Genomic DNA, 24,091 nt, shown 5'->3' with positions numbered 1-24,091 from the left:
ACGGCCGCGGGGTGCCCGGTGTGACCCGACACCCCGCGGCGAGGAGCCGACTCTCTCAGGATTCCACGACCAGCAGGTCGCCGACCTGGCAGTCGAGGACCTCGCAGATGGCGGTGAGGGTGCTGAACCGGATGGCCCGGGCGCGGTCGTTCTTGAGGACGGACAGGTTGACCACGGTCACGCCGACCTGCTGCGCCAGCTCGGTGAGCGTCATACCCCGCTCGTCGAGCAGCGCGTCGAGCCGGCACCGGATGCGGTGGCCCTCCTCGATGTCGGCGGGGCTCATACGAGTCCCTCCACCTCGTGCTCGAGCCGCACGGCCCGGCGCCAGGCCACGCCCAGCACGATGAGGCCGGCGCCGGCGGCCATCAGCCCCCAGGGCAGGGCGGCGAGGCCGAAGGTCGGCATCGTCATCCGGTCGGCGAGCGTCGAGCCCGCGAGCGCCCAGCCGTGCAGCGCCCAGGAGCCGAGCGCGACGAGCGGCGCACCGACCAGGACCAGGAGGCCGGCGGCGGTGAGCCGGCGCGCGTTGGCCTCGGTGAAGACGCTGCCGCGCCGGCTGTCGCGGACGATGTCGGCCAGCGCCCACCAGATCCAGGCCAGAGCGAGCAGCGGCACGACGTGGAGTGCGATGAAGGTGACGTTCTGGAGCCACGTGAGATCCATGATCTGCACGTGCCAGCCGACGTTGAGGTCGGCCCAGCGCGCGACGTCGGGGCCGCCCGCTGCCACCGCCTCGTTGTAGGCCTCCAGGTCGGTCAGGCTCTCGCTGAGCTCCTGGAACTGCCGCGACACCTCGCGGTCGTCGAAGTAGGCGCCGAAGGTCAGGCCGCTCAGCAGCCCGTCCAGCGGACCGCTGGTCGTGAGCTGCCATGGCACGAAGTAGAGCGCAAAGGCTCGGACGGCCACCCACACGGCGGCGCAGACGACGAGCACCACGGCCCAGAGCCTCAGCGCCCACTCGATGATCGTGCTCATGATCCCTCCTGGTTATCGAGAGTCGATATTATCGAGAAACGATAACCCCGTGGGCGGGATCGCGCAAGGGTGGTCTGTCGGAGGCTGCGGCTAGCGTCGCGGCATGGTCGAGATCTCTCCCGAAGCCCGTCTCCGGCAGGAGCGCGAGGCCTTGCTGGGCCGGCTTGAGGAGCAGGCCCGGCACATGGCGGGCTTCTTCGAGGCGTCGCGCGACTCGAACGCCGACGACGAGCACGACCCGGAGGGGCAGACGATCGCCTTCGAGCGGGCGCAGCTGGCGGCGGTCACCGACCAGACGAGGGAGCACCTGGCCGAGGTCGAGGCGGCGCTGGCGCGGGTGGCAGAAGGGAGGTATGGCGTGTGCGAGGTCTGCGGGGAGCCGGTCCCCACCGGGCGGCTGGAGGCGCGACCGACGGCGCGGACGTGCGTGCAGCACGCGGGTGGGACGGGGAGGAGGTAGTCGACGGCCCGGGTCAGGCCAGAGGGGCGATCGGGGTGCGCGTGCTGGACAATAGTGTGTGTCGCACACTATTGTCTCACGAATGACCACCGAGGATCCGCTGCCGATCCACGCGCAGGAGCTGCGCCGCGGCACGGCCGTGGTCGCGGTGCTGGCGCTGCTGGACGAGCCGCGCTACGGCTACGCACTGCTGGAGGAGCTCGCTGCGGCCGGCGTCGAGGTGGAGGGCAACACGCTCTACCCGCTGCTGCGGCGGCTGGAGAAGCAGGGGCTGCTCACCAGCGAGTGGAACACCGAGGAGTCCCGCCCGCGCAAGTTCTACGCCCTCACCGACCAGGGTCGAGGCGCGCTCGGCGCGCTGGCCGCCGAGTGGCGGTCCATCCGCAGCTCTCTCGACCGACTTCTCCGGAAGGCCACGTCATGACCACCCTCACCGACCGTTACGTCCACGCCGTCACCTCCCAGCTTCCCGCGGGTCAGCGGACCGACCTGGAGCAGGAGCTGCGGGCCACCATCGCCGACGCCATGGAGGCCCACGGCGCGCCGTCGTCCGCGGACCGGGCGGGGGACGGCATACCCGGCGGGGCCGGTGCCGAGGACGCGTCGAGCCGCGAGGTCGAGCGGCAGGTGCTGCTCGAGCTGGGGGCACCCGACGCTGCTCGCCGACGGCTTCCGCGGCGGCGGGCGAGCGCTCATCGGGCCCGCGGTCTATCCCGCCTGGCTCGCGCTGCTCAAGCTGCTGCTGGCGATCGTGCCCGCCATCGCGGGCGGCGTCGCCCTGACCGTCACCGCCGCCGACGGCGGCAGCGCCGGCGAGGTAGCACTGGCCACCCTGACCTCGGCCATCGGGGCCGCCGTGCAGGTCGCGCTGTGGGTGACCGTGGCCTTCGCGATCGTCGAGCGGGTCGGCGTCGACCCGGCGACCTTCGCTCCCCTCACGCCCGGAACGGACTGGGACCCGGCGGACCTGCCCGAGCCGCAGTCCCAGCAGATGGGCTGGGGCGAGGCGGCCTGGTCGATCGTCGCGGCGGGCGTCGGGATCGCGCTGCTGACGACGGTGGACTACACCGTGCGCGTCGACGGCCAGCCGGTCCAGGTGCTCACCGACGCCGCGCTGCTGTGGCGCTGGGTGGTGGTGGCCGGGCTGGTCCTCGGTGTCGTGGTCGTCTGCCAGGTGCTGGTCCGCGGCCGCTGGACCATGGCCAGTGCTGGCGCCAACCTGCTGACCAACCTGCTCGTCGGGATCCCCCTGGTCGGGCTGCTGCTGGCCGACCGGGTCGTGACTCCGCAGGCCGTGGGTGCGATCCTCCAGGGCAACGCGCTGGACTGGGCCGACCTCAACCTGCGCCTGGCGGGCGGGGTCATCGCCGGCATCCTGGTCTGGGACACCTTCGACGTCTTCCGCAAGGCGCGACCTCATACGTCGGGGTAGCGTGGCCGCACTCGCAACACGGCTGCCCGGCAGCCAGGGATGACGATGGGGATCACCTCACTCAGGATGCCGACCACGGTGGCTCTCTCGGCAGTGCTGCGAGCTCGAGTCAGCGGCCGAGGCGGCTGAGGAGGCACGCGCGCAGGCCCAGGCAGAGGCCGCCCCCGAGGAGGAGGCAGAAGCTGCCGTCGAAGAGCCGGCGGCGGCCGACACCTCCGACATGAGCGTCGCCCAGCAGAACGCTGTCCGGTCCGCCGAGCAGTACCTCAGCTTCACCGCCTTCTCCCGCACGGCCTGATCGAACAGCTCGAATTCGAGGGATACTCGACGGAGGACGCCACCAAGGCGGTGGACGGCCTGGACGTGGACTACAACGAGCAGGCCGCGAAGTCCGCGCAGCAGTATCTGGAGTTCACCGGATTCTCCCGATCGGGGCTCATCGACCAGCTCATGTTCGAGGGCTACACGTAGGAGCAGGCCACCTACGGGGTCGACCAGACCGGACTGTGACCTACGGAGTCACCATCACGGCCGACTTCGCCGGCCCCTGGGCCGAGCGGGCGCTCTCACGGGCGTGGGGTCAGGGCAGCTCGACCCGCTGGCCCTCGTGCTCCACCACGGTCACGTCCTCACCCGAGGTCGAGGTCCACGTCGTGAGGGGCACGAAGTAGCCGCGGTCGAGGTCGTCCTGCGTCACCACGTGATACGGGAAGTGGCAGTTGTAGGCGTCGTTGCCGGGCAGGTTGAGCCACCTGCAGTTGCGCGCATCGACGGCGGGGTCGAGGTCCCGCAGGTTCCCGCTCGGCACCACCGACGTCGTGGCGTCGGAGAGGTTGGTGATCCGATAGGTGAACGTCAGCCGGTCACCGACCACGTAGTCGCCGTCCTTCGGATTGACCAGGGTGCCACCGGTGACGCTGATCCGGCCGTCGACCTCATCCTCGGTCCTGGGCACCACGACGACGAGCTGGCCCTGGGAACTCCTGCCGTGCCGGTCCGTCAGCTGCAGAGGTATGCGGTACGTGCCACCGCTGGCGCTGCTGGGCACCGTCACGTCGACAGTGAGCTCGGCCGTCCTGCCGGGGGTGACACGGGAAGGAGCGTCGGACACGTCGACGTTCCACCCCTCGGGAGCGTCCGCGGTGATGGAGGCGACCTGGATGGCCGGACCGAGCTGGTTCTCCACGGTCACGGTGACGCTCTCGCTCGTGCCGCGCTCGACGGTCAGTTCCTCGGCGAGGAGCGGAGCGCAGATCCCTTCGAGCCAGGGCAGGTTGAACTCCGCGTAGCGGATGCTGTCGTGGCCCGGCTCGTAGAGCAGCCCGATGTTGCCGTCCGGCAGGGTGGCCATCGTGCTGTAGGCCATGTCCCCTTCCTGGAAGACCTTCGAGATCGGCCAGGTCTGGCCGTCGTCGCAGCTGGCCCTGACCGTGCCGTTCACCCGCCCGCTCTGGCTCGCGGCGTTGGAGAAGAGCAGGACCTTGGCGCGGTCGCTGCCCTCGCCGGCGTTGGGGAAGGCGCGCAGGATCGAGGCGTTGTTGGTCGGGTCGGGCAGCTGGGTGTCGAGAGTGACTTCCCCATAGGTCACGCCCCCGTCCTCGCTGATCGCGACCTTGCGGTAGCCGGAGCGGTGGGAGTCACGGGAGTTGAGCATGACGCGGCCGTCCGAGAGCTCGACGGTCTTGTTCTCGTCCATGCCGACGCCGACCGGCTCACCGGCCTGCCAGGTCTGCCCGTGGTCGTCCGAATAGATGGAGACCGCCTGGAACTGACCGGCCGCGTTGATGATCGTGTACTGCTGGATCAGCCGGCCCGCGTGCTCGCCATACTTGAGCTGGATGCCCTGGCCCGCCGCGGCGAAGCGGGAGCGCACGCTGAGGTCCGGTGTGATGTCTGCCGTGATGGTGCGGTGCTCCCAGGTGTGGCCGTCATCGGTGGAGACGCTCACGTTGGCGTGCAGGACGTTGCGGTCCTCGGGGTCCACGCCCGGACGAGAGCCGATGAAGCCCTGGTCCATCGAGAAGACGTGGAAGTTGAAGATGTGCCCCGTCTCCCGGTCCACGATGTAGCTCGGGTCGGAATAGCCCTCGATCGGGTGATCGACCTGACCGCCGCGGATCACGGTCTGCTCCTGCCAGGTGGCACCCCCGTCCTCGGATCGTCGCTGCAGGATGGAGTTGGGGCCGGGGGCGTCCCAGGCCGTCGGCCGCCCGTCGTAGGAGGCGAGGATGGTGCCGTCGTTGGTCACCGTGAGCGCGGGGATCCGGTAGTTCGGGAAACCACCCTCGCCCGGAACGGCGAGATCCTGCTCGGTGTAGCTGGGCTGACCGCCCCAGAACGGCGGCGCAGCGTCGTAGTCGGGCTCGGCCTGCGTGTGGTGGGCCAGCGCGGCCACCGGGAAGGCCAGCGTCAGAGCTCCCGCCGCGGCGATCCCGCGGACCAGTCGGCTGTTCGTCGTGCGTGACATCGTCGTCGTGCCTCTCGTCGTGGTGTGAGTTCTCAGTGGGAAGGTCGGGGGCCCCGAGCTGTCGCCAAGAATCTGACATCAGATGTCTTACGACCGTAGCCGACTTCGCGCCAGAGCTCAAGGCCGAGAGGCAGACTTGACCAAAACTTTGCCAAGAACCCTCCGCAAGGGTGAGGGTGACCGGGACCTCAGATCCCCTGCCAGGAGGGCTTGTGCGCCCAGGTGGTGCGGTAGTACTCCGCCAGCTGCAGCCGCGAGGCCGCTGCGGGGTCGAGCAGGACGGTCACGTGCGGGTGGAGCTGCAGGATCGTCGCGGGCCACATCGCGCTGATCGCGCCCTCCACCATCTGGTGCACCGCCTCGGCCTTGCCCCGGCCGGTCGCGATGAGCACGAGGTGCCGGGCCTCGAGGATCGTGCCGAGCCCCTGGGTCAGGCAGTGCCGTGGCACGGCCGACTCGTCCCCATCGAAGAAGCGGGCGTTGTCGGCACGCGTCTGGTCGGTCAGCGTCTTGAGGCGGGTCCGGCTCGCCAGCGACGAGCCGGGCTCGTTGAAGGCCAGGTGGCCGTCGGTCCCGATCCCCAGGATCTGCAGGTCCACTCCCCCGGCCTCGGCGATCCGTCGCTCGTAGTCGGCACCGGCCGCGGCGAGGTCCTCGGCCATCCCGTCCGGCCCGTGCACGGCACCGTCGGCGATGTCGACCCGGTCGGTGAGCTCCCGCCGTATGACGTTGCGGTAGGCGGCCGGGTGGTCGGCGGGCAGACCGACATACTCGTCCAGCGTGAACGCCTGTGCCGCAGCGAAAGTCACCTGGCCGGCAGCGTGCCGACGGACCAGCTCCTCGTAGAGCCCGAGCGGGCTGGAGCCGGTCGCCAGCCCGAGCACGGCGGCGGGCTTGCGGGCCAGCAGGGCATGTATGCCGTCCGCCCCCACCTCGGCGATCTGCCGCTCGTCCGGCAGGATGACGACCTCCATCAGCCCCTCCCCGCCGTCGGCAGCGCCGCCACGAAGGCGCGGGTGATGCTGGTGGGGTGGGTGATCGCGGTGCCGACGCACACGGCATGCGCGCCCAGGTCGAGCGCCCGGGCGACCTCGTCGGGCGTGCGGAAGCGGCCCTCCGCGACGACCGGCCGATCGACCTCGGCGACGACCTGCTCGAGCAGCTCCCAGTCCGGTCCCTCGGTCGGTGGCCGCTCGCCGGTGTAGCCCGCGAGCGTGGTGCCGACGATGTCGCACCCGGCGTGCACCGCGGCCAGCGCGTCGTCGAGGCTGCCGCAGTCGGCCATGGTCAGCACGTCGTGCGTCTCCCGGAGGCCGGCGACGGTCTCGGCGAGGGTGAGCCCGTCGGGGCGGGGCCGGCGGGTGCCGTCGAGCGCGACGACCTGGCAGCCGAGGTCGGCGACGGCGCGGGCGAGGTCGAGCGCGGGCGTGATGTAGACCCCCTCGTCGCCCTGCTTGACCAGCCCGACGACGGGCACGGTGAGCGCGGCGACCATGCCACGCAGGTCGTCCAGCCCCTGGCCGCGCACGGCGACCGCGCCGCCTTCCTCGACGGCCCGCGCGACCGCGGTCATCACCGCGGGGTCGCGCATGGGCTCACCCGGGTAGGCCTGGCAGGACACGATGAGGCCGGGAGGTATGACGTCGCGCGGGTCGGCGGGCACGGAGGCTCCTCAGGTGGCGGGCGGAAGGGAGGGTGGAGTGGCGGGCGGGGTGGTCGGTGGTGTGGAGGGCGTCGGTGGTGTGGAGGGCGTCGGTGGCGTGGAGGGCGTCGGTGGCGTGGAGGGGGTCGGTGGTGTGGAGGGGGTCGGTGGTGTGGAGGGGGTCGGTGGTGTGGAGGGGGTCGGCATGGGGACGGCGAGCAGGTCGCGGGCAGCCTCGGCGGCACCCACGATCGCGGCGCGCGGGCCGAGGGCTCCGAGGCGCAGCGGGATGTCGGCGAGGTGGTCGACGAGATCGGCGCGCAGGGCCGCCTCGACGCTCGACCACCACAGGTCGCCGGCCTCCGCGAGACCACCGGTGAGCAGCAGGACCTCGGGGTCGAGCACGGTGACGACCCCGGCCAGCCCTCGGCCGAGTGCGGTGGCCGACCGTCGCACCGTCTCCTGGGCCGCGGCGTCGCCGCGGTCGGCGAGCGCGACGATCTCACGTGAGGTGAGGGCGTCGGTGGTGAGCGCGGCGTAAAGGTGGGCGAGGCCGACGCCGGAGGCGATGGCCTCCAGGTGGCCCTCGCGGCCGCAGGCGCAGAAGAGGCCCTCCGCGCCGGGGACGGGCAGGTGGCCCATCTCGCCGGCCATGTGGTGGGCACCGGGGAGGACGTCCCCGTCCAGGACGACCGCCGCCCCGATCCCCGTGCCCGCGGCGACGACGAGTGCGCTGCCCGCCCCGGCCGCGGCGCCGTGGCGGGCCTCGCCGAGGGCGTGGGCGTCGACGTCGTTGAGCACGGCCACGGGCACCCCGAGCGCGTCGCGGAGCCGGGCCGCGACCGGCGTCCCGGCCCAGCCGGCGAGGGTGTCGGTCGAGGAGACCACGACCCCCTGGTCGCGGTCGATCGCGCCGGCGGCGCCGATCCCCACGGCGACCGACCGGCCGCCACCCAGGGGAAGCCGGTCGCCAGAAGTGGCACGCTCACCGCCCCGGACCGCCGCCAGTCGGCCATCCCCTGCCAGCACGTCGCGCACCAGGTCCGTGACCGCCGCCAGGAGGGCTTCGGGGCCCTCGGCGCCCGGCGTCGGGACGGTCCGGACCTCGCCGCAGGTGCCGTCCTCGGCGACCAGGGCCGCCGCGATCTTGGTGCCGCCGAGGTCGACGCCCACGACGCGGGCAGCGTCGACCGTTCCCTGGCCCGCCGCCGCTCCCGCCGGCTCCCCCATCACGCCGGGACGACCGCCAGGCCGCAGCGGTCGACGATCTGCTCGACCTTGGCGCGGGCCTCGCCGTCGAGCGCGCGGACGGGGAAGGCCATCGTCGGGTGGTCGATCTGGCCCAGGTGGTGCATGGCGGCCTTGAAGGCGCCGACGCCGGCCGCGTCCAGGCTGCGCCCGACGGCCACCCCGGCGATCGCCATGAGCCCGTTGAGGGCCTCCTGCTCCTGCACCGCCTCGTCCCAGCGGCCCAGGGTCGCGGCCCGCCAGAGCCGGACGTAGCCGTCGGGGTCGACGTTGGCCAGGCCCGGCACGACACCGTCCGCGCCGGCCAGCGCCATGGCGTCGACGACCATCTCGTGGCCGGTGAAGAGCCGCAGCGGCCTCCCGGCCTCCTCGTTGGCGGCGATGAGCCGCCGGAAGGTGACGTCGTCGCCGGAGGAGTCCTTGACCGCGCAGATCACGCCCTCCTGCCCCAGCGAGACCAGCAGCGCCGGGGAGAGCTTGATGTTGACCCGGACGGGCACGTCGTAGGCGATGAGTGGCACGGCCACGGCGGCCGCGACGTGGCGGAAGTGCTCGGCATACTCGGCCTCGTCGTTGAGGGCGTAGAACGGTCCGGTCGCCACGACGCCGTCGACGCCGGCCTGCTCGAGGTCGCGCGCGCGCTCGGCCACCCGGGCCGCGGTGATCTCGATCGCGCCGGCCAGCACCGGCACCCGGCCGCCGACGGTCTGCACGATCCGGGAGACGACCTCGACGCGCTGGGCGTCGGTGAGGTAGCCGACCTCTGCGGTCGAGCCGAGCGCGAAGATGCCGTCCACGCCGGCGGCGAGCAGCCGCTCGACCACCCGCTCCAGCGAGCCGTGGTCGACCGCGCCATCCGGGGTGAAGGGGGTGACGACGGGCGGGACGACGCCGCGCAGCTTGTCGGTCAGGTCGCTCACTGCTGCTCCTTGCTCGTGCTGGGGCTGGGGCTGGGGCTCGTGCTCGTGCCGGGGGTCTCGGCCAGCAGGGAGGGGGCTGCCCCCAGCAGGCTGCGGGTGTAGGGATCGCGCGGGCTCTCGAAGACCTGCTGCGCCGGACCGTGCTCGACGATGCGCCCGGAGTTCATGACGACGATGTCGTCGGAGACATATCTGACGGTCTGGATGTCGTGGGAGATGAAGACCATCCCCAGCCCCAGCTCGGCCTTGAGGTCGGCGAGCAGGTTGAGGATCTGGGCGCGCACCGAGACGTCGAGGGCGGAGGTCGGCTCGTCGGCGACGATGAGCTGCGGCTCCAGGGTCAGCGCCCGCGCGATCGCGACGCGCTGGCGCTGGCCGCCGGAGAGCTGGCCGGGCAGGGCGTCCAGCGCCGAGGAGGGCAGGCCGACCATGCCGACCAGGTCCTTGACCCGGGCGTCACGCTCGGCGCGGCTGCCGATGCCGTGCACCTCCAGCGGGTCGCGCAGCGCCTCGCGCACCGTCATCCGGGCGTTGAGCGCGGTCGCGGGGTCCTGGAAGACGACGGAGACGATCCGACCCAGGCGCTTGCGGACCGGGCCGGTGAAGCGGCGCACCGGCTCGCCGTCGAAGACGACCTCGCCGGAGGTGGGCTGCTCCAGGCCGATCATCACCTTGGCGGTCGTGGTCTTCCCGGAGCCGGACTCGCCGACGATGCCGACCGTCTGGCCGCGGTGCACCGCGAGCGAGACGGCCTCCATCGCGACGACCTTGGTGGGGTTGAACAGCGAGGACCCGCGCGCCTTGTAGACGACGCCGACGTCGCGGAGCTCGACCACGGGGCCCTGGCCGGAGCCCTCGCGGGCGCCGCCGCCGTGGCGACCCGGGTCCTGCTCGGGCGAGCGCTCCTGCGCGACCGTGCTCACCGCATACCTCCCATCGGCGCGACCGCCGCGTCGTCGGGGTGGCCGGCGTAGGAGTGCTCCGTGCCCTCGATCGTGCGCCGGACCGGCGTGACGCCGGCATAGCGCTCCGGGTCGCTGCTCCGGGGCGCGAACCGGTCGCCGTCGGGGAAGTCGCGGGGGCTGGGCACGGTGCCGGGGATCTGGTGCAGCCGGCCGGCGCCCTCCTCGATCGACATGACCGCACCGAGCAGGCCCTGGGTGTATTCGTGCACCGGCTGGCTGAGCAGCTCGGAGGTGCGGCCCTGCTCGACGACCTGACCGGCATACATGACCGTGATCCGGTGGGCGAGCTGCGCGACGAGCGCGAGGTCGTGGCTGACGAAGACCATCGCGAAGCCGAGCTCGCGCTGCAGGTCGTGCAGCAGGTCGATGACCTGCGCCTGCACCGTGACGTCGAGCGCGGTGGTCGGCTCGTCGGCGATGACCAGCCGCGGGTCGCGGGTGAGCGCCATCGCGATGAGCACGCGCTGCCGCTGACCACCCGACAGCTCGTGCGGGTATGAGGCGAGCGTCCGCTTCGGGTCGAGGCCGACCAGCTCGAGCAGGTCGGTGGCCGAGCGGGTGCCGCCGCGGGAGGTCAGCTGCTTCATCTGGGCGCGGATCAGCATGGCCGGGTTGAGCGAGCTCAGGGCGTCCTGGTAGATCATCGACAGCTCGTGGCCGCGGAGGGCGTTGCGCCTGCGGGGCGAGATCGACAGCAGGTCGGTGCCGTCGAAGCGGATCTCGCCGGTGATCTGCGCCTTCGGGTCGAGCAGGCCCATGATCGCCAGCGAGGTGATCGACTTGCCGCAGCCGGACTCGCCGACCAGCCCCATCGTCTCGTGCGGGCGCACCGAGAAGGAGACGTCCTGGACGACGTCGACGTCGCCGTGGCGGGGGAAGCGGATCGACAGGTTGCGGACGTCGAGCAGCGGCTGCTCGGCGGAGTCCAGGACCAGCCGGTCGGTGCGCCGGAGCTCGCGCTCGCGCAGCAGCTCCAGCCGGCGGGTCAGCGGGACGGCCTCGGTGGCGGGGCCGACGGTGGAGCCGGTGTCCTCGGCGATCACCTCGGCCTCGTCCTCGTCGTCGGCGTCCAGCCCGGCCGCGACCTCCTGCGGGGTAGCGTCCTCGTCGAGCGGGGCCTGGGCGGCGGCCAGGTCCTGGGTGGCCTCGGAGGAGTCCGAGGCGGCGGCGCCGAGCCGGGCGGCCCGCGGTGAGACCATCGCGTCGGTCATCCCCTCGGAGAGGATGTTGAGGGCGAGGACGGTGAGCATGATCATCAGACCGGGGAAGAAGGTCGTCCACCAGTAGCCGCTCATCACCAGGTTGCGGCCCGCGGCGATGACGTTGCCCCAGGAGGGCTCGGGGTCGGGCACGCCGGCCTGGATGAAGGACAGCGAGGCCTCGAAGACGATGGCGTCGGCGACGAGCACCGTGGCGAAGACGAGGATCGGCGCGACGCAGTTGCGCATGACGTGCTTGACCAGGATCCGCGGGGTGGGCGCGCCCATGACCTTGGTCGCGGAGACGTAGTCTTCGCCGTACTGGTCCAGGATGTTGGCGCGCACGACGCGGGTCAGCTGCGGCACGTAGAGGAAGGCGATGGTGAGCACCAGCACCGGCAGGCTGCGACCGAAGACGGTGACGAAGACGGCGGCCAGCGCGATCCCGGGGAAGGACATGACGATGTCGAGGATCCGCATGAGCGGCTCGGAGATCCACTTCGGCGTGGTCGCCGCGATCGAGCCCAGCACGGCGGCCGCGAGCAGCGCGATGCCGGTGGCGGCCAGGCCGATCGTCAGGCTGTAGCGGGCGCCGAAGGCGAGCCGGGCGAAGACGTCGCGCCCCTGCCGGTCGGTGCCGAACCAGTGCTCGCCGCTGGGCGGCTGGACCGGCGGCCCGGAGGCCAGCGGGCTGTGCTGGGCGACGATCGGGGCGAAGACCGCCATCAGCGTGATGAGGGTGAGGAAGACGAGCGCCACCTTGGCGGTGAGCGAGAGCTCGCCCAGCCGGCCCAGGCGCTGGCCCGGGACCGAGAGACGTTCGGTGAGTCGACGACGCAGCATGCTCACACCGACCTGATCCGGGGGTTGATGAGGACGTAGAGGAGGTCCACGACGATGTTGATCACCACGAAGGCCAGGGCCACGGTGAGGGTCACGCCCTGCACCAGGTTGGGCTCGTTGTTGGTGACCCCGCCGAGGATGAGCGTGCCCATGCCGGGCAGCGCGAAGATGATCTCGATGATGACCGCGCCGCCCATGAGATAGCCGACGCGCAGGCCCAGCACGGTGACCGGGGTGATGAGCGCGTTGCGCAGGACGTTGCGGGCGACCACGACGCGGCGGGGCACGCCGGCGCCGATGGCGGTGCGGACGTAGTCGCGGTCCAGCTCCTCGACCATCGCCGTGCGCACGACGCGGGAGAGCTGGCCGATGACCGGGGTGCCGAGGGCGAGGGCCGGCAGGGCCATCCGTTGCAGCCAACCGACGGGATCGTCGGTGAAGGCCGGCAGCCGGCCCGAGGCGGGCAGCCAGCCGACCCCGAGGGTGACGGCCTGGATGAGCAGGACGGCGAGCCAGAAGGAGGGGGTGGACAGCGCGGCGATCGAGAACAGCCGGATGACCTGGTCGGGCCACCGGTCGCGGTAGATCGCAGCGACCACGCCGAGGACGACGGCCCCGACCACGGCGACCAGCAGGCCGAGGAAGGTGAGCTGCAGGGTGATGGGGAAGGCGCGCGCGACCTCGTCGATGACGGGCTGCTGCCGCGCCGAGTAGGTGCCGAGGTCGCCCCGGAGCAGGCCGCCGAGGAAGCTGACGTAGCGCACCAGCAGCGGGTCGTTGAGCCCCTGGGCGTCCCGGTAGGCCTCGCGCGCGGCCGGTGAGGCGCCCTCCCCCAGCGCGGTGATCGCCGGGTCGACGCGGGAGAAGGACATCACGAAGAACACCAGGAAGGTGATGCCGAGGATCATCAGCGGCAGCTGGAGCAGCCGCCGGCCGATGAGCGAGACCACGTTGGCCATCCGCGCGTCCTCTCGTCAGGGGGTCGGAAGGTGAGCACTGCGGGGGTATGCGGTCCGCCCGGGTGGGCGGACCGCATACCGGACCGCGGTGGTGGGGTCAGTCGGCGGCGACGCCGACGTCGAGGAAGGACATGCCCGTCGTCGGGACCGGGGCGAAGCCGCTCAGCTGCTCAGGGTTCCAGGCCGTCGGGAGCTGACGGTGGAAGAGCGGGTAGAGCGGGACCTCCTCGGAGATGAGGTCGAAGGCCTCGTTCCAGGTCTGCTGCTGCTCATCGCCCTCCTGACGGACGGCCTCGTCGAGCAGCTCGGTGAGCTCGGCGAACTTCTCGTCGCCGTCCCAGCGATAGCGGTCCTGGGGCCAGACGTTGTCGCCGTACCACCAGCGCATGAGGATATCGGGGTCGTTGCCGAAGACCGAGGGGTCACCGGGGGCGATCATGACCTGCATGTCACCGGCGTCGACCTTGGTGTACTGCCCGGCCGACTGGCCGATGTCCAGCGTGGTGTTGATGCCGACCGCGTCGAAGCTCTCCTTGAAGAGCGGGGCCAGCTCGGCGACCCAGCCGGTGTCGGTGGTGAGCAGCGTGATGTCCAGGCTGTCCACGCCGGCCTCGGCGAGCAGCTCCTCGGCGCGCTCCGGGTCGTAGGTGTAGACGTTGGCGGCCTCGTGGTAGTTCGGGTGCGTCGCGGGCAGGAAGGAGGTGGCCGGCTCGGCGTTGCCCAGCATGCCGGTCTCGATGATGCGGTCCATGTCGATGGCGTAGAACATCGCCTGGCGGACCCGCGGGTCGTCGAAGGGCTCCTGCTCGGTGTTGAACATCATGAAGAGCAGACCGAAGGACTGCACCGACTCCAGCTCGAGGTTGGCGTCGCCCTCGACGGCGGGGACGTCGATGTAGGGGACGTCCTCCATCGCCTGGATGGTGCCGGAGGTGAGCGCCGTGACGCGGGCGGCCGGGTCGGCCAGCAGGTTCCAGTTCATCCCCGCGGCCTGGGCCGGGCGGGGGCCGGTGTAGTCGTCGAAGCGCTCGAAGACCAGCGAGTCGTCGGCGGTGGCCGAGATCAGCTGGTAGGGGCCGGTGCCGGTCGGCAGGGCGCCGAAGGCGTCCGGGTCCTCCTCGACCAGGGCCTGCGGGACGATCTTGACGACGCCCAGGCGCTCGTTGATGAGGGAGAAGGGGTATTCGGTGGTGATCCGGACGGTGTCCTCGTCGACCGCCTCGACGGTGTCGATGAAGTCGATGAAGCCCGCGAAGAAGGTGCCGGTCTCGGGGTCCATGGTCCGCTCGAAGGAGAAGACGACGTCGTCCGCGGTGACCTGCGTGCCGTCGTGGAAGACGGCGCCGTCGCGCAGGGTCACCTCGTAGGTCGTGTCGTCGATCTGCTCGGGCATGTCCGCGGCGAGGGCGGCGTAGGGTTCACGGGTGACCGGGTCGAGGTCGACCAGGCCCTCCATGGTGTGCCAGTTGGCGGCCAGGGTGACGGCCCCGGAGGCCATCATCGGGTCGAAGCTGCCACCCAAGGAGTAGGAGATGCCGGCCTCGATGATGGCGTCCTGGTCGATGTCGCCCGCGGGGGCGGCGTCGCCGGTCTCGGTGTCGTCGGCCGGGTCGTCCGCGGCGGTGTCCTCGGCCGCGCCGTTGGTGGCGCCCGGGTCCTCCGCGGTGTCGTCGGGGGTGGTGCCACCGTTGCAGGCCGTCAGGGCGAGCGCCGCGGCGGCCACCGCGGCGGTCAGCGACCCGCGGCGGACCGTGCGCCCGGCGCCGGTCGGGGGTGCCTGGACGGCGCTCGCGCGCCCCAGCAGGTCGTGTCGCTTCATGAGGTCCAACTCTCCGTCCTCGTTGACTGTGATCCATCCGACATCGGATGTCTGACGTACTATATACAGGCTTCGCGGCAAGGCACAATAGGCCGAGGTCGCAGACGCACGAGGATCGAGGAGTGAAGATGACCAGCACGGCATCCCCGCCGGTGGCGCGGGGCGCACGGCGGCGTGACCGTCGCGCCACGACCGCCGATCAGATCAAGGAGCTCATCCTCACCGAGGGGCTGCGACCGGGCGATGCCCTGCCGACGGAGACCGAGCTGTGCGAGCGGCTCGACGTCTCCCGGTCCTCGGTGCGGGAGGCGGTGCGGACGCTCACCACGCTCGACATCGTCGAGGTGCGGCACGGTCACGGGACCTTCGTGGGGCGGATGTCGCTGGACGCGATGGTCGAGGCGCTGGTATTCCGCGGCGTGCTCTCCCCCGGTGACGACCTGCAAGCGCTGCGAGAGGTGGTGGAGATCCGCCAGGCGCTCGACCTGTCGATGGCCGACCGGCTGGTGGAGGCGATGCAGGGGCGCGAGCACCCCGAGCTGGACCAGCTGGTCGAGGACATGGTCGGGGAGGCCGCGGCCGGGCACCGGTTCGCCGAGGCCGACCGACGCTTCCACACGATGTTGCTGGACTGCACGGGCAACGGGCTGGCAGGGCAGCTGGTCGGGGCGTTCTGGGACGTCCACACCGCGGTGCTCCCCCGGCTCGGGCTGGCGCTGCCCTCCGACCTCAGCCAGACGGCGCAGGCCCACGGGCGGATGGTGCGCTCGGCCGAGGCGGGCGACCTCGACGGCTACCGGGCCGCCGTGGTGGACCACTACGAGCCGCTCCAGCGGGCGATCGCCCGGGTCGTCTGAGGTGCGGTATGCCGTCGTCGGCGCCGGCTACTTTGGCGCCGAGCTCGCGCGGCTGATCGCGGCGTCCGGGTCGTCCGTCGTCACCGTCGTGCACTCGCCGTCCGGAGCGAGGGAGGTCGCGGCCGAGGTGGGAGCGCGGGTGGAGAAGGATCTGGTCGCGGCGTGCACGGCGGGCGACGTGGACGCGGTGGTCGTCGCCAGCCCCAACGACGTGCACCGGGCCCCTGCCGTCGCGGCGGCCCGGGCGGGCAAGCACGTCTTCTGCGAGAAGCCGGTGGCCCTGTCGGTGGCCGACGCGCAGGCGATGGTCGAGGAGGCTCGGGCTGCGGGCGTGGTGCTGATGGCGGGGCACGTCACGCAGTTCATGCACGGGGTGCGCGAGGCGCGGCGGCGGATCGCCCTCGGGGAGGTGGGCGAGCTGCTCGTCGCGAGCGCGGCGCGGACGGGGTGGGAAGGCGCGTCGTCGTCGGTGAGCTGGAAGAAGCAGCGCGCCCGGTCCGGCGGCCACCTCTTCCACCACATCCACGAGCTGGACCTGGTGCTGGCGATCATGGGCCCGGCGCGACGGGTGAGCCTGTCGGGCGGCAACCTCGTCCACCACGGGCCTGGCCACGGGGACGAGGACGACGTGCTCCTGGCCACGCTCGAGCACGAGTCGGGCGCCTACTCGCAGCTGAGCTGGGGGTCGGCCTTCCGCTGGCCCGAGCACCAGGTGACCGTGCAGGGGTCCCTGGGTGCGGTGCGGATCGACCTGCAGGAGGTGGGCGTCACGATGGTGTCCGCCGCCGGGCGCGAGTCCTGGCCGCTGCACCGCAGCGTGGCGGAGGACGCGGAGCGGCGGGAGGAGTATGGCGGTGCCTCGGGCGGCGGGGGTGTCGTCTACGGCGCGCCCGGTTCGCGGCCACCGGGGTGGTTGCGGGGGATCATGGTCGAGGAGCTCGCCTGGTTCGAGGAGGCCGTGGATCGGGGCGGTGCGCCCGGTGACGACGAGCTGTCGGGGCTGACGGACGGGAGCGCGGCCCTGACATCGGTCGCGACGGCGGAGGCACTGATGCTGTCGCTGGCCGAGGACCGCAAGGTGTCCGTCGCCGAGGTGCTGCGGGGCTGACGCTCCCCCACCGGGCGGGTGCGGCATACCCGCTGGTCGGAGGGCCGCAGGAGCGCGACGGCGCACTTCCTTACCAAGTCTTTACCTGTGGACGACGGATATCTGGGCCGAATCTGTTGCACACTGGCCGCTGGACAACCGCCGCGGGGGGAAGCCGCGGCGCCGGAACAGGAGGGGTATGCCGTGAGACGCAGCCTGACCACCCTCGTCGCCGCGATGAGCCTAACCGTGCTCGCCAGCTGCGACACCAGCACCGAGCCCGCCGCTCCCCCAACCCAGGAGGACGCCCTCACCACCGCCACCGCTGCACCGGTGACGGACGAGGTCGAGGCGACCACCGAGCCGGCGCCCCCCACGACGGAGGAAGCCACCGCGACCGAGGAGGCGACCGCGGAGGCGACCGCCGACGGCCCGCCCGAGATGCCCGAGGAGGCCACCGAGCAGACGGAGAAGGGCGCCGAAGCGTTCGCTCTGCATTACCTCGACCTCATCAACTACACAGGCATGAACCCTGAGATAGGACTACTTGAGGAACTCTCTGGGGCCGACTGCAGAAGTTGCGCCAATTATGAAGCCAACGTCTCACATCTGGTTGCGAATGAAGCAGCGAACGATGGAGAGGCGGCGACGGTGGGCGAAGCTGAAGCCTTCGAGTCCGGGGAAGGATACGAAGTTCTTGTGGACCTGGAGCAGAACCCGTACGACGTTGTCGACGCCACCGGGACTGTTCTCACATCCTACGACCGCATTCCGAATGTTCAGTTCAAGTTCCATCTCTCACTGGGTGACCCCTGGGTAGTGGAAGAAATCGAAGTATCGGCAACGCGATGATCGCGACTGTCGCTCTGATTGCCGCTACGATACCCGCGCCCCCACCTGGTCCACCTGAGTGTGGCATCGTCCAGTGCGGTAGAGACGGCGGAGGAACCTACGTCGGCCTGTCCGAAGAAGTGGTTATTGGAATGGGCAACCAGTGGCCGCCCGGTTCCAGCCCTGCCTCCCCTACGGCCTGGTATGAATACGTCGCCGTCATCGACTGCCGGCCGCCGAACTCCATCGCAGAGCCAAGACTTGAGATCTGTCAAGCCGCCACAGACATCTGCTACGGCGTGGGCGGCTATACGGTCAACGCCTACTCGATCATCTTCCGCCGCACCGTCGAAGCAGGCGAAGTGGTGGAGGACTGGAGAGAGATCGGAGGCACCTGCTACACCGATGCCGTCCCCGCCCGCTCGGGCGAGCCGGCCCAGGTCCTCACCGAGGCAATGATCATCGAGCAGTTCCACCGCACCGACTTCGCCCTCCCCCAGATCGTCATCCAGCCACCCGACGGCCAGACACTGGTCAACCTACCGGTCTACTTCCAGCTGGCCTGGCCCGACGCCGGCTTCGCGCCCGGCGAGGTCGACACCACGACCATCGTCGGCCACGAGGTCCGCATCAAGCCGACGCTGATCGGCGCGACCTACGTCACCGGCGACGGCAGCAGCATCGGTCCGACGACGAGCCTGGGCGGCCCCTACCCCAGCGGCGACATCACCCACGAATACACGAGCGCCGCGAGCCTGGCTCCGTTCATCACGGTCGAGTACGGCGGCGAGGTCAGCGTCGAGGGCGGCGAATGGCGCACCATCCCCGGCAGCGCCACCATCGAGGGACCCTCCAGCCCGCTCGAGGTCCTCACGTCGCGGAACCGGCTCTACGACAACTGAACGCCCGGGTCGCGGGCGCGCAACGTCATACCCGCGCCGGTCACAGCCAGCCCCGCTCCTCGGCGACCTTGGCCGCCTCGACGCGCGTCGTCGTGCCGGTCTTCTGGATCGCGGACGACAGGTAGTTGCGCACCGTCCCGCCGGAGAGGAAGAGCGCGCTGGCGATCTGCTGCACCGGCCGCCCGTCGAGGGCGGCGCGCAGCACCTCGCGCTCACGGTCGGTGAGCGGGTTCGGTCCGCCGAGCAGCGACTCGGTCGCGAGCGCGGGGTCGACGACGCGCAGCCCGGCGTGCACGCGGCGGACGGCTTCGGCGAGCTCGGCGGCGGGCGTGTCCTTGACGACGAAGCCGCTCGCTCCCGCCTCCATCGCGCGCCGCAGGTAGCCGGGCCGCCCGAACGTCGTCACGATCAGCGCCCGCGTCGCCACCCCGTCCTTCCGCAGCGCCCCGATGACGGCGATCCCGTCCAGTCCCGGCATCTCGATGTCGAGCAGGCACACGCCGGGCGAGGTATGCCGTGCGGCCGCCACCACCTCGTCGCCCCGGCCGACCTGGGCGACCACCTCGATGTCACGCTCCAGGTCGAGCAGCGCCGCGAGCGCACCGCGCACCAGCGCCTGGTCGTCCGCGAGCAGCACCCTGATCACAGCACCACCTCCAGCCTCGTCCCGTGACCGGTCGCCGCGTCGGCGGGCGCGATCGACAGCGTCCCCCCGGCCTGGTCCACCCGCTCCCGCAGCCCGCGCAGCCCGTTGCCCTCGCGCCGGCCCGAGAGCCCGCGCCCGTCGTCGGTGACGACGATCCGGTCCGATCCCAGCTCGACGTGGCACCGCCCGGCGCGGCTGTGGCGGACCACGTTGGTCACCGCCTCGCGGAGCACCCAGGCCAGGGTGATCCGGTGCCGCGGGTCCACGACGGTCAGGTCCTCGGGCAGCTCGGCCGTGATCCCGGCCCCTGCGAGCGCTACCCGGGCCGACTCGACCTCGTCCGCGATCCGCGCGACGCGCAGCCCGCCGACCGTCGCCCGGATCTCGGCGAGCGCCTCGCGCGAGAGGTCCTCCACCTCCGCGAGCTCGGTCTTGGCGCGCTCGGGGTCGAGGTCGACCAGCCGCCGGGCGAGCTCGGTCTTCATCGTGACGACGGTCAGCGAGTGGCCGAGCACGTCGTGGACGTCGCGCGCGACCCGCTCGCGCTCCTCGACCAGCGCCAGCTGGCTGGAGGCGCGGGCGGCGACCTCTTGCCGTTCCTCGAGCAGCCGGCTCACCGACGCCATCATGAGCACCACGAGGGCGAGCGCCCAGTAGGCCGCCGCCGGCCACGGGCCGAAGGCGGCCCAGCTCACGACGATGCCGCCGAGCAGGATCCCGACGGAGGTGATGCGGACCCGGTCCCACTCGTAGAAGAAGCTCGGCATCGAGGCCAGGAAGGGCAGCGCGGTCAGCGAGGGGATCCCGATCTGCCACCCCAGGAGGAGGCTGACGACGACCAGCACGGCGATGCCGATGGTGCCGGTGCGGGAGGCACGCTCATACTCCTTGCGCGCCACGTCGCGCAGCGCCGACCGGACGGTCACCACATACCCGCCGATGAAGATGGCGATGAGCAGGGTGGACAGCAGCTGCCGGGCGAGCGGGAGGTCACCGCCCCAGACGTTCATCAGCGGGAAGACGAAGAATCCGAGCCACACCCCGCCCATGAGCCAGCCCCAGCGCGCCCACGGGTCGTCGGTGACGCGCGGGTCGTCGCCGGCCTGGGTGGTGCTCACGACCTCACCTTCTCACCGGCGGGGGTCGGGGCGGCAGTGACAGCTGTCACGGATGCATCGCCGCAGGTCAGCAGGTCTGTCAGTGGTGGGTGCTTGCATGAGGTATGGCGTTCACCGGCACCTCCCGAGAGTGGGAGCTCCTCGCGGCCACCTTGGCCGAGGAGCTCGCCGCTCGCGGCGGCGAGGGCTCGCCGGGGCCGGCGGAGCGGTGGGCCGCACTGGAGGCGCTGCCCGAGCCGGAGCCCTGCCAGGAGGTGGACAGCGCGGCCTACTGGGCGATGGTCGACGAGGTCGACGCCACGCTGGCCGGTGAGGAGCCGGCGGGCCACGTCTCGCAGCAGGTGGTCGACGGCCTCGCCCGCACCGGGCGGGCGCTGGCCTCGGCGCGGCTGGACCAGGACGCCGCGGTGCGGCTCTTCGACGAGGCCGTCGTGGGCGGGCTGGAGTCGGTGGGGCGGCTGCGGACCGATCTGGACGCCGAGTGCTTCGTGCTGGCGCAGCAGGCTTTCGATCGCGGCCTGCACACCGCCCTGGGTCTGCTGCTGCACGACTGGCTCCGGGTGCGGATGCCCTGGATGCCGATGACCGAGGCGACCTCCCTGGCCCAGGTCGTCCGCTTCGCGGCCACACCCCACGGTTCCGCCCTCGGTGAGCGGATGGCCCGCGGCGAGCTGGCCCTGCACCGGGCGGCCCAGGTGGCGCGCACGTTGACGCGTCTGCAGTCCAGCCTCGACCCCGACCAGCTGGAGGCCTACACCGGGATCGCCACCGACGCCGCGGCTCGCCGTGACCTTTCCGACCGCCACCTGAGCCGCATCTGCGAGAAGCTCCTGGTCGACCTGCTGGACGAGAAGGACGAGCAGGAGCGGGAGCGGAGGGCGCACGAGCTGCGGTCGGTGAGCCGGCGGACGATCGGCAAGGGCGTGGTCCGGTTCACGGTCGACGCGCCGGCGCTGGCCGCGACCACGATCGACGGGCTGCTGACCTCCGCGCTGGCCGCCCCGCAGCCGACCGAGGATGGCCCGGACCCCCGGCTTCCCGGTCAGCGTCGCTTCGACGCGCTGATGACGGTGATCGACCGCGGGCTGGGCAACCCCGGGGCGGCTCCGTCGACCGCGCGGGCCTCGATCATCCTCACGATGCCGTTCGACCCGGAGACGGGTCGCCCCACCGGGGCCGCCTTCACCGCCACCGGCGAGGTCGTGCCCGAGCGGGCCGCGTCGCAGCTCGCGTGCAGCGGCGAGATCACCCCGGTCTGGCTCTCACCCGAGACCGGCGAGCCGCTCCAGCTGGGGCGGACCGCCCGCTACGCCACCCCGGGCCAGTGGAAGGCGCTGGTCGTCCGCGACCAGCACTGCACCTTCCCCGGCTGCACCGTCCCACCCCAGTGGTGCGACACCCACCACCTGGTGTGGTGGTCGCGGGGCGGGACGACCGACATCATGTTCCTCGCCCTGCTCTGCGGCCAGCACCACACCAAGGTCCACCAAGGAGACGGGATCCACGGCGAGGTGATCAACGGCGTCGTCGTCTGGCACACCTAGCGACCCCGCCCCGCGCCCGGCCACCCAGGGGGTCGGGCGCCGAGGCATGCCCGGGACCAGGCGCACGGCATACCCGAGGCAGCTGCCGCGTTGCCCGGACATGGCCCCCTCCTCCAGCTCCCCCTCGCGCGTCCCGCTGTCCATCCTCGACCTCGTCCCCCGTTCCCAGGGCATGAGCCCGACCGAGGCGATCGAGGAGTCGGTGCTCCTGGCGCAGGAGGCGGACGAGCTGGGCTACCACCGGTTCTGGATGGCCGAGCACCACGGCTCGGAGACGTTCATGTCGTCGGCCACCGCGTTGCTGCTCGGGCACATGGCCCATCACACCTCCCGGATCCGGCTCGGTTCCGGCGGTGTCATGCTCCCCAACCACTCCCCGCTCATGGTGGCGGAGTACTACGGGACCCTCGCCACCATCCACGGCGACCGCTTCGACCTGGGCCTGGGTCGCGCACCCGGCACCGACCCGATGACCGCCGCCGCCCTGGCCCGCTCCAGCGGCCAGCTGCAGGACTTCGCCTCCGAGGTCGCGGCGCTGCAGGGCTACCTCGGCGACCCGCCGACGCTGACCGGCGGCCGCGGCCAGGTGCGGGCGCTGCCCGGCGAGGGCACCCACGTGCCGCTGTGGATGCTCGGCTCCTCCACCGGCGGAGCCCAGGTCGCCGCCGCGCTCGGCCTGCCCTTCTCCTTCGCCTCGCACTTCGCGCCCGAGCAGCTGCGGGAGGCGCTGCTGGTCTACCGCGACCGCTTCATCGCCGATGCGCAGACCGCCCAGGTGGACCGCCCGACGACGATGGCCGGTGTCAACGTGCTCGTCGCACCGACGCAGGAGGAGGCGGACTTCCTCTTCACCTCCGCCCAGCTCATGGCCATCCGCATCCGCTCCGGCCAGCCCGCACCGATCGACCCGCCGGTCGAGCGGCTCGAGGACGTCGTACCCACCCAGCTGCTGCCGCTCGCCCAGGCCCACCAGTCGGTGCGCATGGTCGGCACCCCCGACCGGGTCGTGGAGCAGCTCGAGGAGTTCGCCGCCCAGCACCAGCTGGACGAGCTCATCGTCACGACCTACACCTTCGACCCGGAGCTGCGCCGCCGGTCCTACCGGATGCTCGCCGAGGCCTGGGGGCTGACCGCGGGATAGCGTGGACGCCGTGCCACCGGCGATCCCTGCCCAGCCGCCCGAGCGACACCGCTCGGCACTCAGCGACCCCGCAGACGCCCGTGACCTGGACCGGGCGGGCGACCGGGACGCTGCGGCCGCCGTGGACGACACCGTCCTCGTCGAGCCCACCTCCCCCTGGGGCCTGATCCCCGCCGCCGGTGTCGCGCTCTCGGCCTTCCTGCTCTTCGCCGTCGAGATCGGCTGGCCGGGCCAGGCCGTGCTGCTGGCCAGCCTGGTCACGGCATACCTGCTCGACCGCCGCCTGGCCCAGGACCTGCTGCTCATCGGGGTCGGCATCACGATCGTCTCGACCACCTCGGTCAAGGCCGACATCAACTGGGACCGCTTCTTCCTCGTCGGCTTCGTGCTGACCATGGCGGTCGTCGTGCCGGTGCTGATCGACAGGTTCGTCTATCGGCGCAGGGCGATTCGCTTCCCCTGGCTCGGCGGCGGGCGCTGGACGCGCTTTCAGTGGTCCTACATCGTCGCGGTGCCGCTGCTCGGCTACCTGATCCTGCCGTACTACTTCATCAACTCCGGCGCCTATCAGAACTGGCCGGCGATCTTCACCGCCAGTGAGTACGGCCGCTTCTTCGTCGGCGTCAACGCGGTCGGACTGTGGGACGAGTTGTTCTTCATCTGCATCTGCTTCGCGCTCTTTCGGCGGCACTTCCCGATGTGGATCGCCAACGTCCTGCAGGCCACGATCTTCGTGTCCTTCCTGTGGGAGCTGGGCTATCAGTCGTGGGGGCCGGCGCTGACCATCCCCTTCGCGCTGCTGCAGGGCTATATCTTCACCAGGACGAAGTCGCTGACCTACATCGTCGTCATCCATCTGCTGTTCGACGCCATCGTCTTCCTGGCGATCGTGCATGCGCACGACCGCAGTTTCTTCCCCTACTTCATCTACTGACGCCTTCACCTACTGAGGTCTCCATCTGCTGACGCCAGGAGTCTGCGAGCCAGGCACAGGTGTGCCTCGGGAGAGGGAAGCTTTCGGTTCCAGAGAGGT

24 protein-coding genes are annotated in these 24,091 nt (G+C 71.5%); 11 read left to right on the top strand and 13 right to left on the bottom strand.

What is annotated here, in order from left to right; all coding sequences use genetic code 11:
• Positions 1 to 55 precede the first annotated feature (55 nt).
• On the bottom strand, positions 56 to 286 hold the full coding sequence (locus ACQBAT_RS05080) for a helix-turn-helix domain-containing protein (protein ID WP_420748065.1): 231 nt from the start codon (positions 284 to 286) through the stop codon (positions 56 to 58).
• Entirely contained in the window at positions 283 to 978 is a 696-nt protein-coding gene (locus tag ACQBAT_RS05075) for a hypothetical protein (RefSeq protein WP_420748064.1), read from the bottom strand. Before ACQBAT_RS05075 ends, ACQBAT_RS05080 begins: the two co-directional genes overlap by 4 nt.
• Positions 979 to 1,081: 103 nt before the next feature.
• Between ACQBAT_RS05075 and ACQBAT_RS05070 the strand changes: the two genes are divergently transcribed.
• The 4 genes from ACQBAT_RS05070 (at position 1,082) to ACQBAT_RS05055 (ending at position 3,341) form a co-directional block, all read left to right on the top strand.
• Entirely contained in the window at positions 1,082 to 1,438 is a 357-nt protein-coding gene (locus ACQBAT_RS05070; RefSeq protein WP_420748063.1) for a TraR/DksA family transcriptional regulator, read from the top strand.
• 82 nt (positions 1,439 to 1,520) lie between these two features.
• Positions 1,521 to 1,862 carry a PadR family transcriptional regulator gene (locus tag ACQBAT_RS05065; protein ID WP_420748062.1) on the top strand — a complete coding sequence of 114 codons (342 nt, stop codon included), beginning with the start codon at positions 1,521 to 1,523 and terminating at the stop codon, positions 1,860 to 1,862.
• A 165-nt stretch (positions 1,863 to 2,027) separates the two neighbouring features.
• Entirely contained in the window at positions 2,028 to 2,870 is an 843-nt protein-coding gene (locus ACQBAT_RS05060) for a hypothetical protein (protein WP_420748061.1), read from the top strand.
• Between the two features lie 348 nt (positions 2,871 to 3,218).
• The gene (locus ACQBAT_RS05055) at positions 3,219 to 3,341 is read left to right on the top strand and encodes an Ltp family lipoprotein (RefSeq protein WP_420748060.1); all 123 of its coding nucleotides are present in this window, start codon (positions 3,219 to 3,221) and stop codon (positions 3,339 to 3,341) included.
• A 109-nt stretch (positions 3,342 to 3,450) separates the two neighbouring features.
• Here the strand turns inward: ACQBAT_RS05055 and ACQBAT_RS05050 are convergent, their stop codons facing one another.
• The 9 genes from ACQBAT_RS05050 to ACQBAT_RS05010 form a co-directional block, all read right to left on the bottom strand.
• Positions 3,451 to 5,337, bottom strand: coding sequence for an exo-alpha-sialidase (locus tag ACQBAT_RS05050; RefSeq protein WP_420748059.1), 1,887 nt, complete (start codon positions 5,335 to 5,337; stop codon positions 3,451 to 3,453).
• Positions 5,338 to 5,525: 188 nt separating this feature from the next.
• Positions 5,526 to 6,311 carry a glucosamine-6-phosphate deaminase gene (gene nagB, locus ACQBAT_RS05045; RefSeq protein ID WP_420748058.1) on the bottom strand — a complete coding sequence of 262 codons (786 nt, stop codon included), beginning with the start codon at positions 6,309 to 6,311 and terminating at the stop codon, positions 5,526 to 5,528.
• Positions 6,311 to 7,000 carry an N-acetylmannosamine-6-phosphate 2-epimerase gene (locus ACQBAT_RS05040; protein WP_420748057.1) on the bottom strand — a complete coding sequence of 230 codons (690 nt, stop codon included), beginning with the start codon at positions 6,998 to 7,000 and terminating at the stop codon, positions 6,311 to 6,313. Before ACQBAT_RS05040 ends, nagB begins: the two co-directional genes overlap by 1 nt.
• Before the next feature lie 9 nt (positions 7,001 to 7,009).
• Positions 7,010 to 8,209, bottom strand: a complete 1,200-nt coding sequence (locus tag ACQBAT_RS05035) for an ROK family protein (protein WP_420748077.1) — start codon at positions 8,207 to 8,209, stop codon at positions 7,010 to 7,012.
• Positions 8,209 to 9,147 carry a dihydrodipicolinate synthase family protein gene (locus ACQBAT_RS05030; RefSeq protein WP_420748056.1) on the bottom strand — a complete coding sequence of 313 codons (939 nt, stop codon included), beginning with the start codon at positions 9,145 to 9,147 and terminating at the stop codon, positions 8,209 to 8,211. Before ACQBAT_RS05030 ends, ACQBAT_RS05035 begins: the two co-directional genes overlap by 1 nt.
• Positions 9,144 to 9,983 carry an ABC transporter ATP-binding protein gene (locus ACQBAT_RS05025; protein WP_420748076.1) on the bottom strand — a complete coding sequence of 280 codons (840 nt, stop codon included), beginning with the start codon at positions 9,981 to 9,983 and terminating at the stop codon, positions 9,144 to 9,146. Before ACQBAT_RS05025 ends, ACQBAT_RS05030 begins: the two co-directional genes overlap by 4 nt.
• Before the next feature lie 83 nt (positions 9,984 to 10,066).
• Positions 10,067 to 12,151, bottom strand: coding sequence for a dipeptide/oligopeptide/nickel ABC transporter permease/ATP-binding protein (locus ACQBAT_RS05020; protein WP_427197775.1), 2,085 nt, complete (start codon positions 12,149 to 12,151; stop codon positions 10,067 to 10,069).
• 5 nt (positions 12,152 to 12,156) lie between these two features.
• Complete coding sequence (locus ACQBAT_RS05015) at positions 12,157 to 13,113, bottom strand: ABC transporter permease (RefSeq protein WP_420748054.1); 957 nt, start codon at positions 13,111 to 13,113, stop codon at positions 12,157 to 12,159.
• Positions 13,114 to 13,210: 97 nt separating this feature from the next.
• Positions 13,211 to 14,932, bottom strand: a complete 1,722-nt coding sequence (locus ACQBAT_RS05010; protein ID WP_420748053.1) for an ABC transporter substrate-binding protein — start codon at positions 14,930 to 14,932, stop codon at positions 13,211 to 13,213.
• A gap of 128 nt (positions 14,933 to 15,060) precedes the next feature.
• Between ACQBAT_RS05010 and ACQBAT_RS05005 the strand changes: the two genes are divergently transcribed.
• The 4 genes from ACQBAT_RS05005 to ACQBAT_RS04990 all read left to right on the top strand — a co-directional run bounded on the left by ACQBAT_RS05005 (position 15,061) and on the right by ACQBAT_RS04990 (position 18,609).
• Entirely contained in the window at positions 15,061 to 15,789 is a 729-nt protein-coding gene (locus ACQBAT_RS05005) for a FadR/GntR family transcriptional regulator (RefSeq protein WP_420748052.1), read from the top strand.
• Between the two features lies 1 nt (position 15,790).
• A complete protein-coding gene (locus tag ACQBAT_RS05000; protein WP_420748051.1) occupies positions 15,791 to 16,897 on the top strand; it encodes a Gfo/Idh/MocA family protein in 1,107 nt (368 codons plus the stop codon).
• Between the two features lie 183 nt (positions 16,898 to 17,080).
• On the top strand, positions 17,081 to 17,728 hold the full coding sequence (locus tag ACQBAT_RS04995) for a DUF6318 family protein (protein ID WP_420748050.1): 648 nt from the start codon (positions 17,081 to 17,083) through the stop codon (positions 17,726 to 17,728).
• A gap of 131 nt (positions 17,729 to 17,859) precedes the next feature.
• A complete protein-coding gene (locus tag ACQBAT_RS04990; protein WP_420748049.1) occupies positions 17,860 to 18,609 on the top strand; it encodes a hypothetical protein in 750 nt (249 codons plus the stop codon).
• A gap of 40 nt (positions 18,610 to 18,649) precedes the next feature.
• Here the strand turns inward: ACQBAT_RS04990 and ACQBAT_RS04985 are convergent, their stop codons facing one another.
• Positions 18,650 to 19,255: a response regulator gene (locus ACQBAT_RS04985; protein WP_420748048.1), complete on the bottom strand. Its 606-nt coding sequence runs from the start codon at positions 19,253 to 19,255 to the stop codon at positions 18,650 to 18,652.
• A complete protein-coding gene (locus tag ACQBAT_RS04980; RefSeq protein ID WP_420748047.1) occupies positions 19,252 to 20,373 on the bottom strand; it encodes a sensor histidine kinase in 1,122 nt (373 codons plus the stop codon). Before ACQBAT_RS04980 ends, ACQBAT_RS04985 begins: the two co-directional genes overlap by 4 nt.
• A 104-nt stretch (positions 20,374 to 20,477) precedes the next feature.
• Between ACQBAT_RS04980 and ACQBAT_RS04975 the strand changes: the two genes are divergently transcribed.
• The 3 genes from ACQBAT_RS04975 (at position 20,478) to ACQBAT_RS04965 (ending at position 23,992) form a co-directional block, all read left to right on the top strand.
• Complete coding sequence (locus ACQBAT_RS04975) at positions 20,478 to 21,917, top strand: DUF222 domain-containing protein (RefSeq protein ID WP_420748046.1); 1,440 nt, start codon at positions 20,478 to 20,480, stop codon at positions 21,915 to 21,917.
• A gap of 100 nt (positions 21,918 to 22,017) precedes the next feature.
• A complete protein-coding gene (locus ACQBAT_RS04970) occupies positions 22,018 to 23,058 on the top strand; it encodes an LLM class flavin-dependent oxidoreductase (protein WP_420748045.1) in 1,041 nt (346 codons plus the stop codon).
• 121 nt (positions 23,059 to 23,179) lie between these two features.
• Positions 23,180 to 23,992, top strand: a complete 813-nt coding sequence (locus ACQBAT_RS04965; protein WP_420748075.1) for a CPBP family glutamic-type intramembrane protease — start codon at positions 23,180 to 23,182, stop codon at positions 23,990 to 23,992.
• The last annotated feature ends 99 nt before the right edge of the window (positions 23,993 to 24,091 follow it).

The organism is Ornithinimicrobium pulveris, assembly GCF_050261105.1.
Classification (GTDB): Bacteria; Actinomycetota; Actinomycetes; order Actinomycetales; family Dermatophilaceae; genus Ornithinicoccus.
The sequence above is the reverse complement of the archived record's forward strand: the minus strand, read 5'-3'. Positions and strand labels throughout refer to the sequence as shown.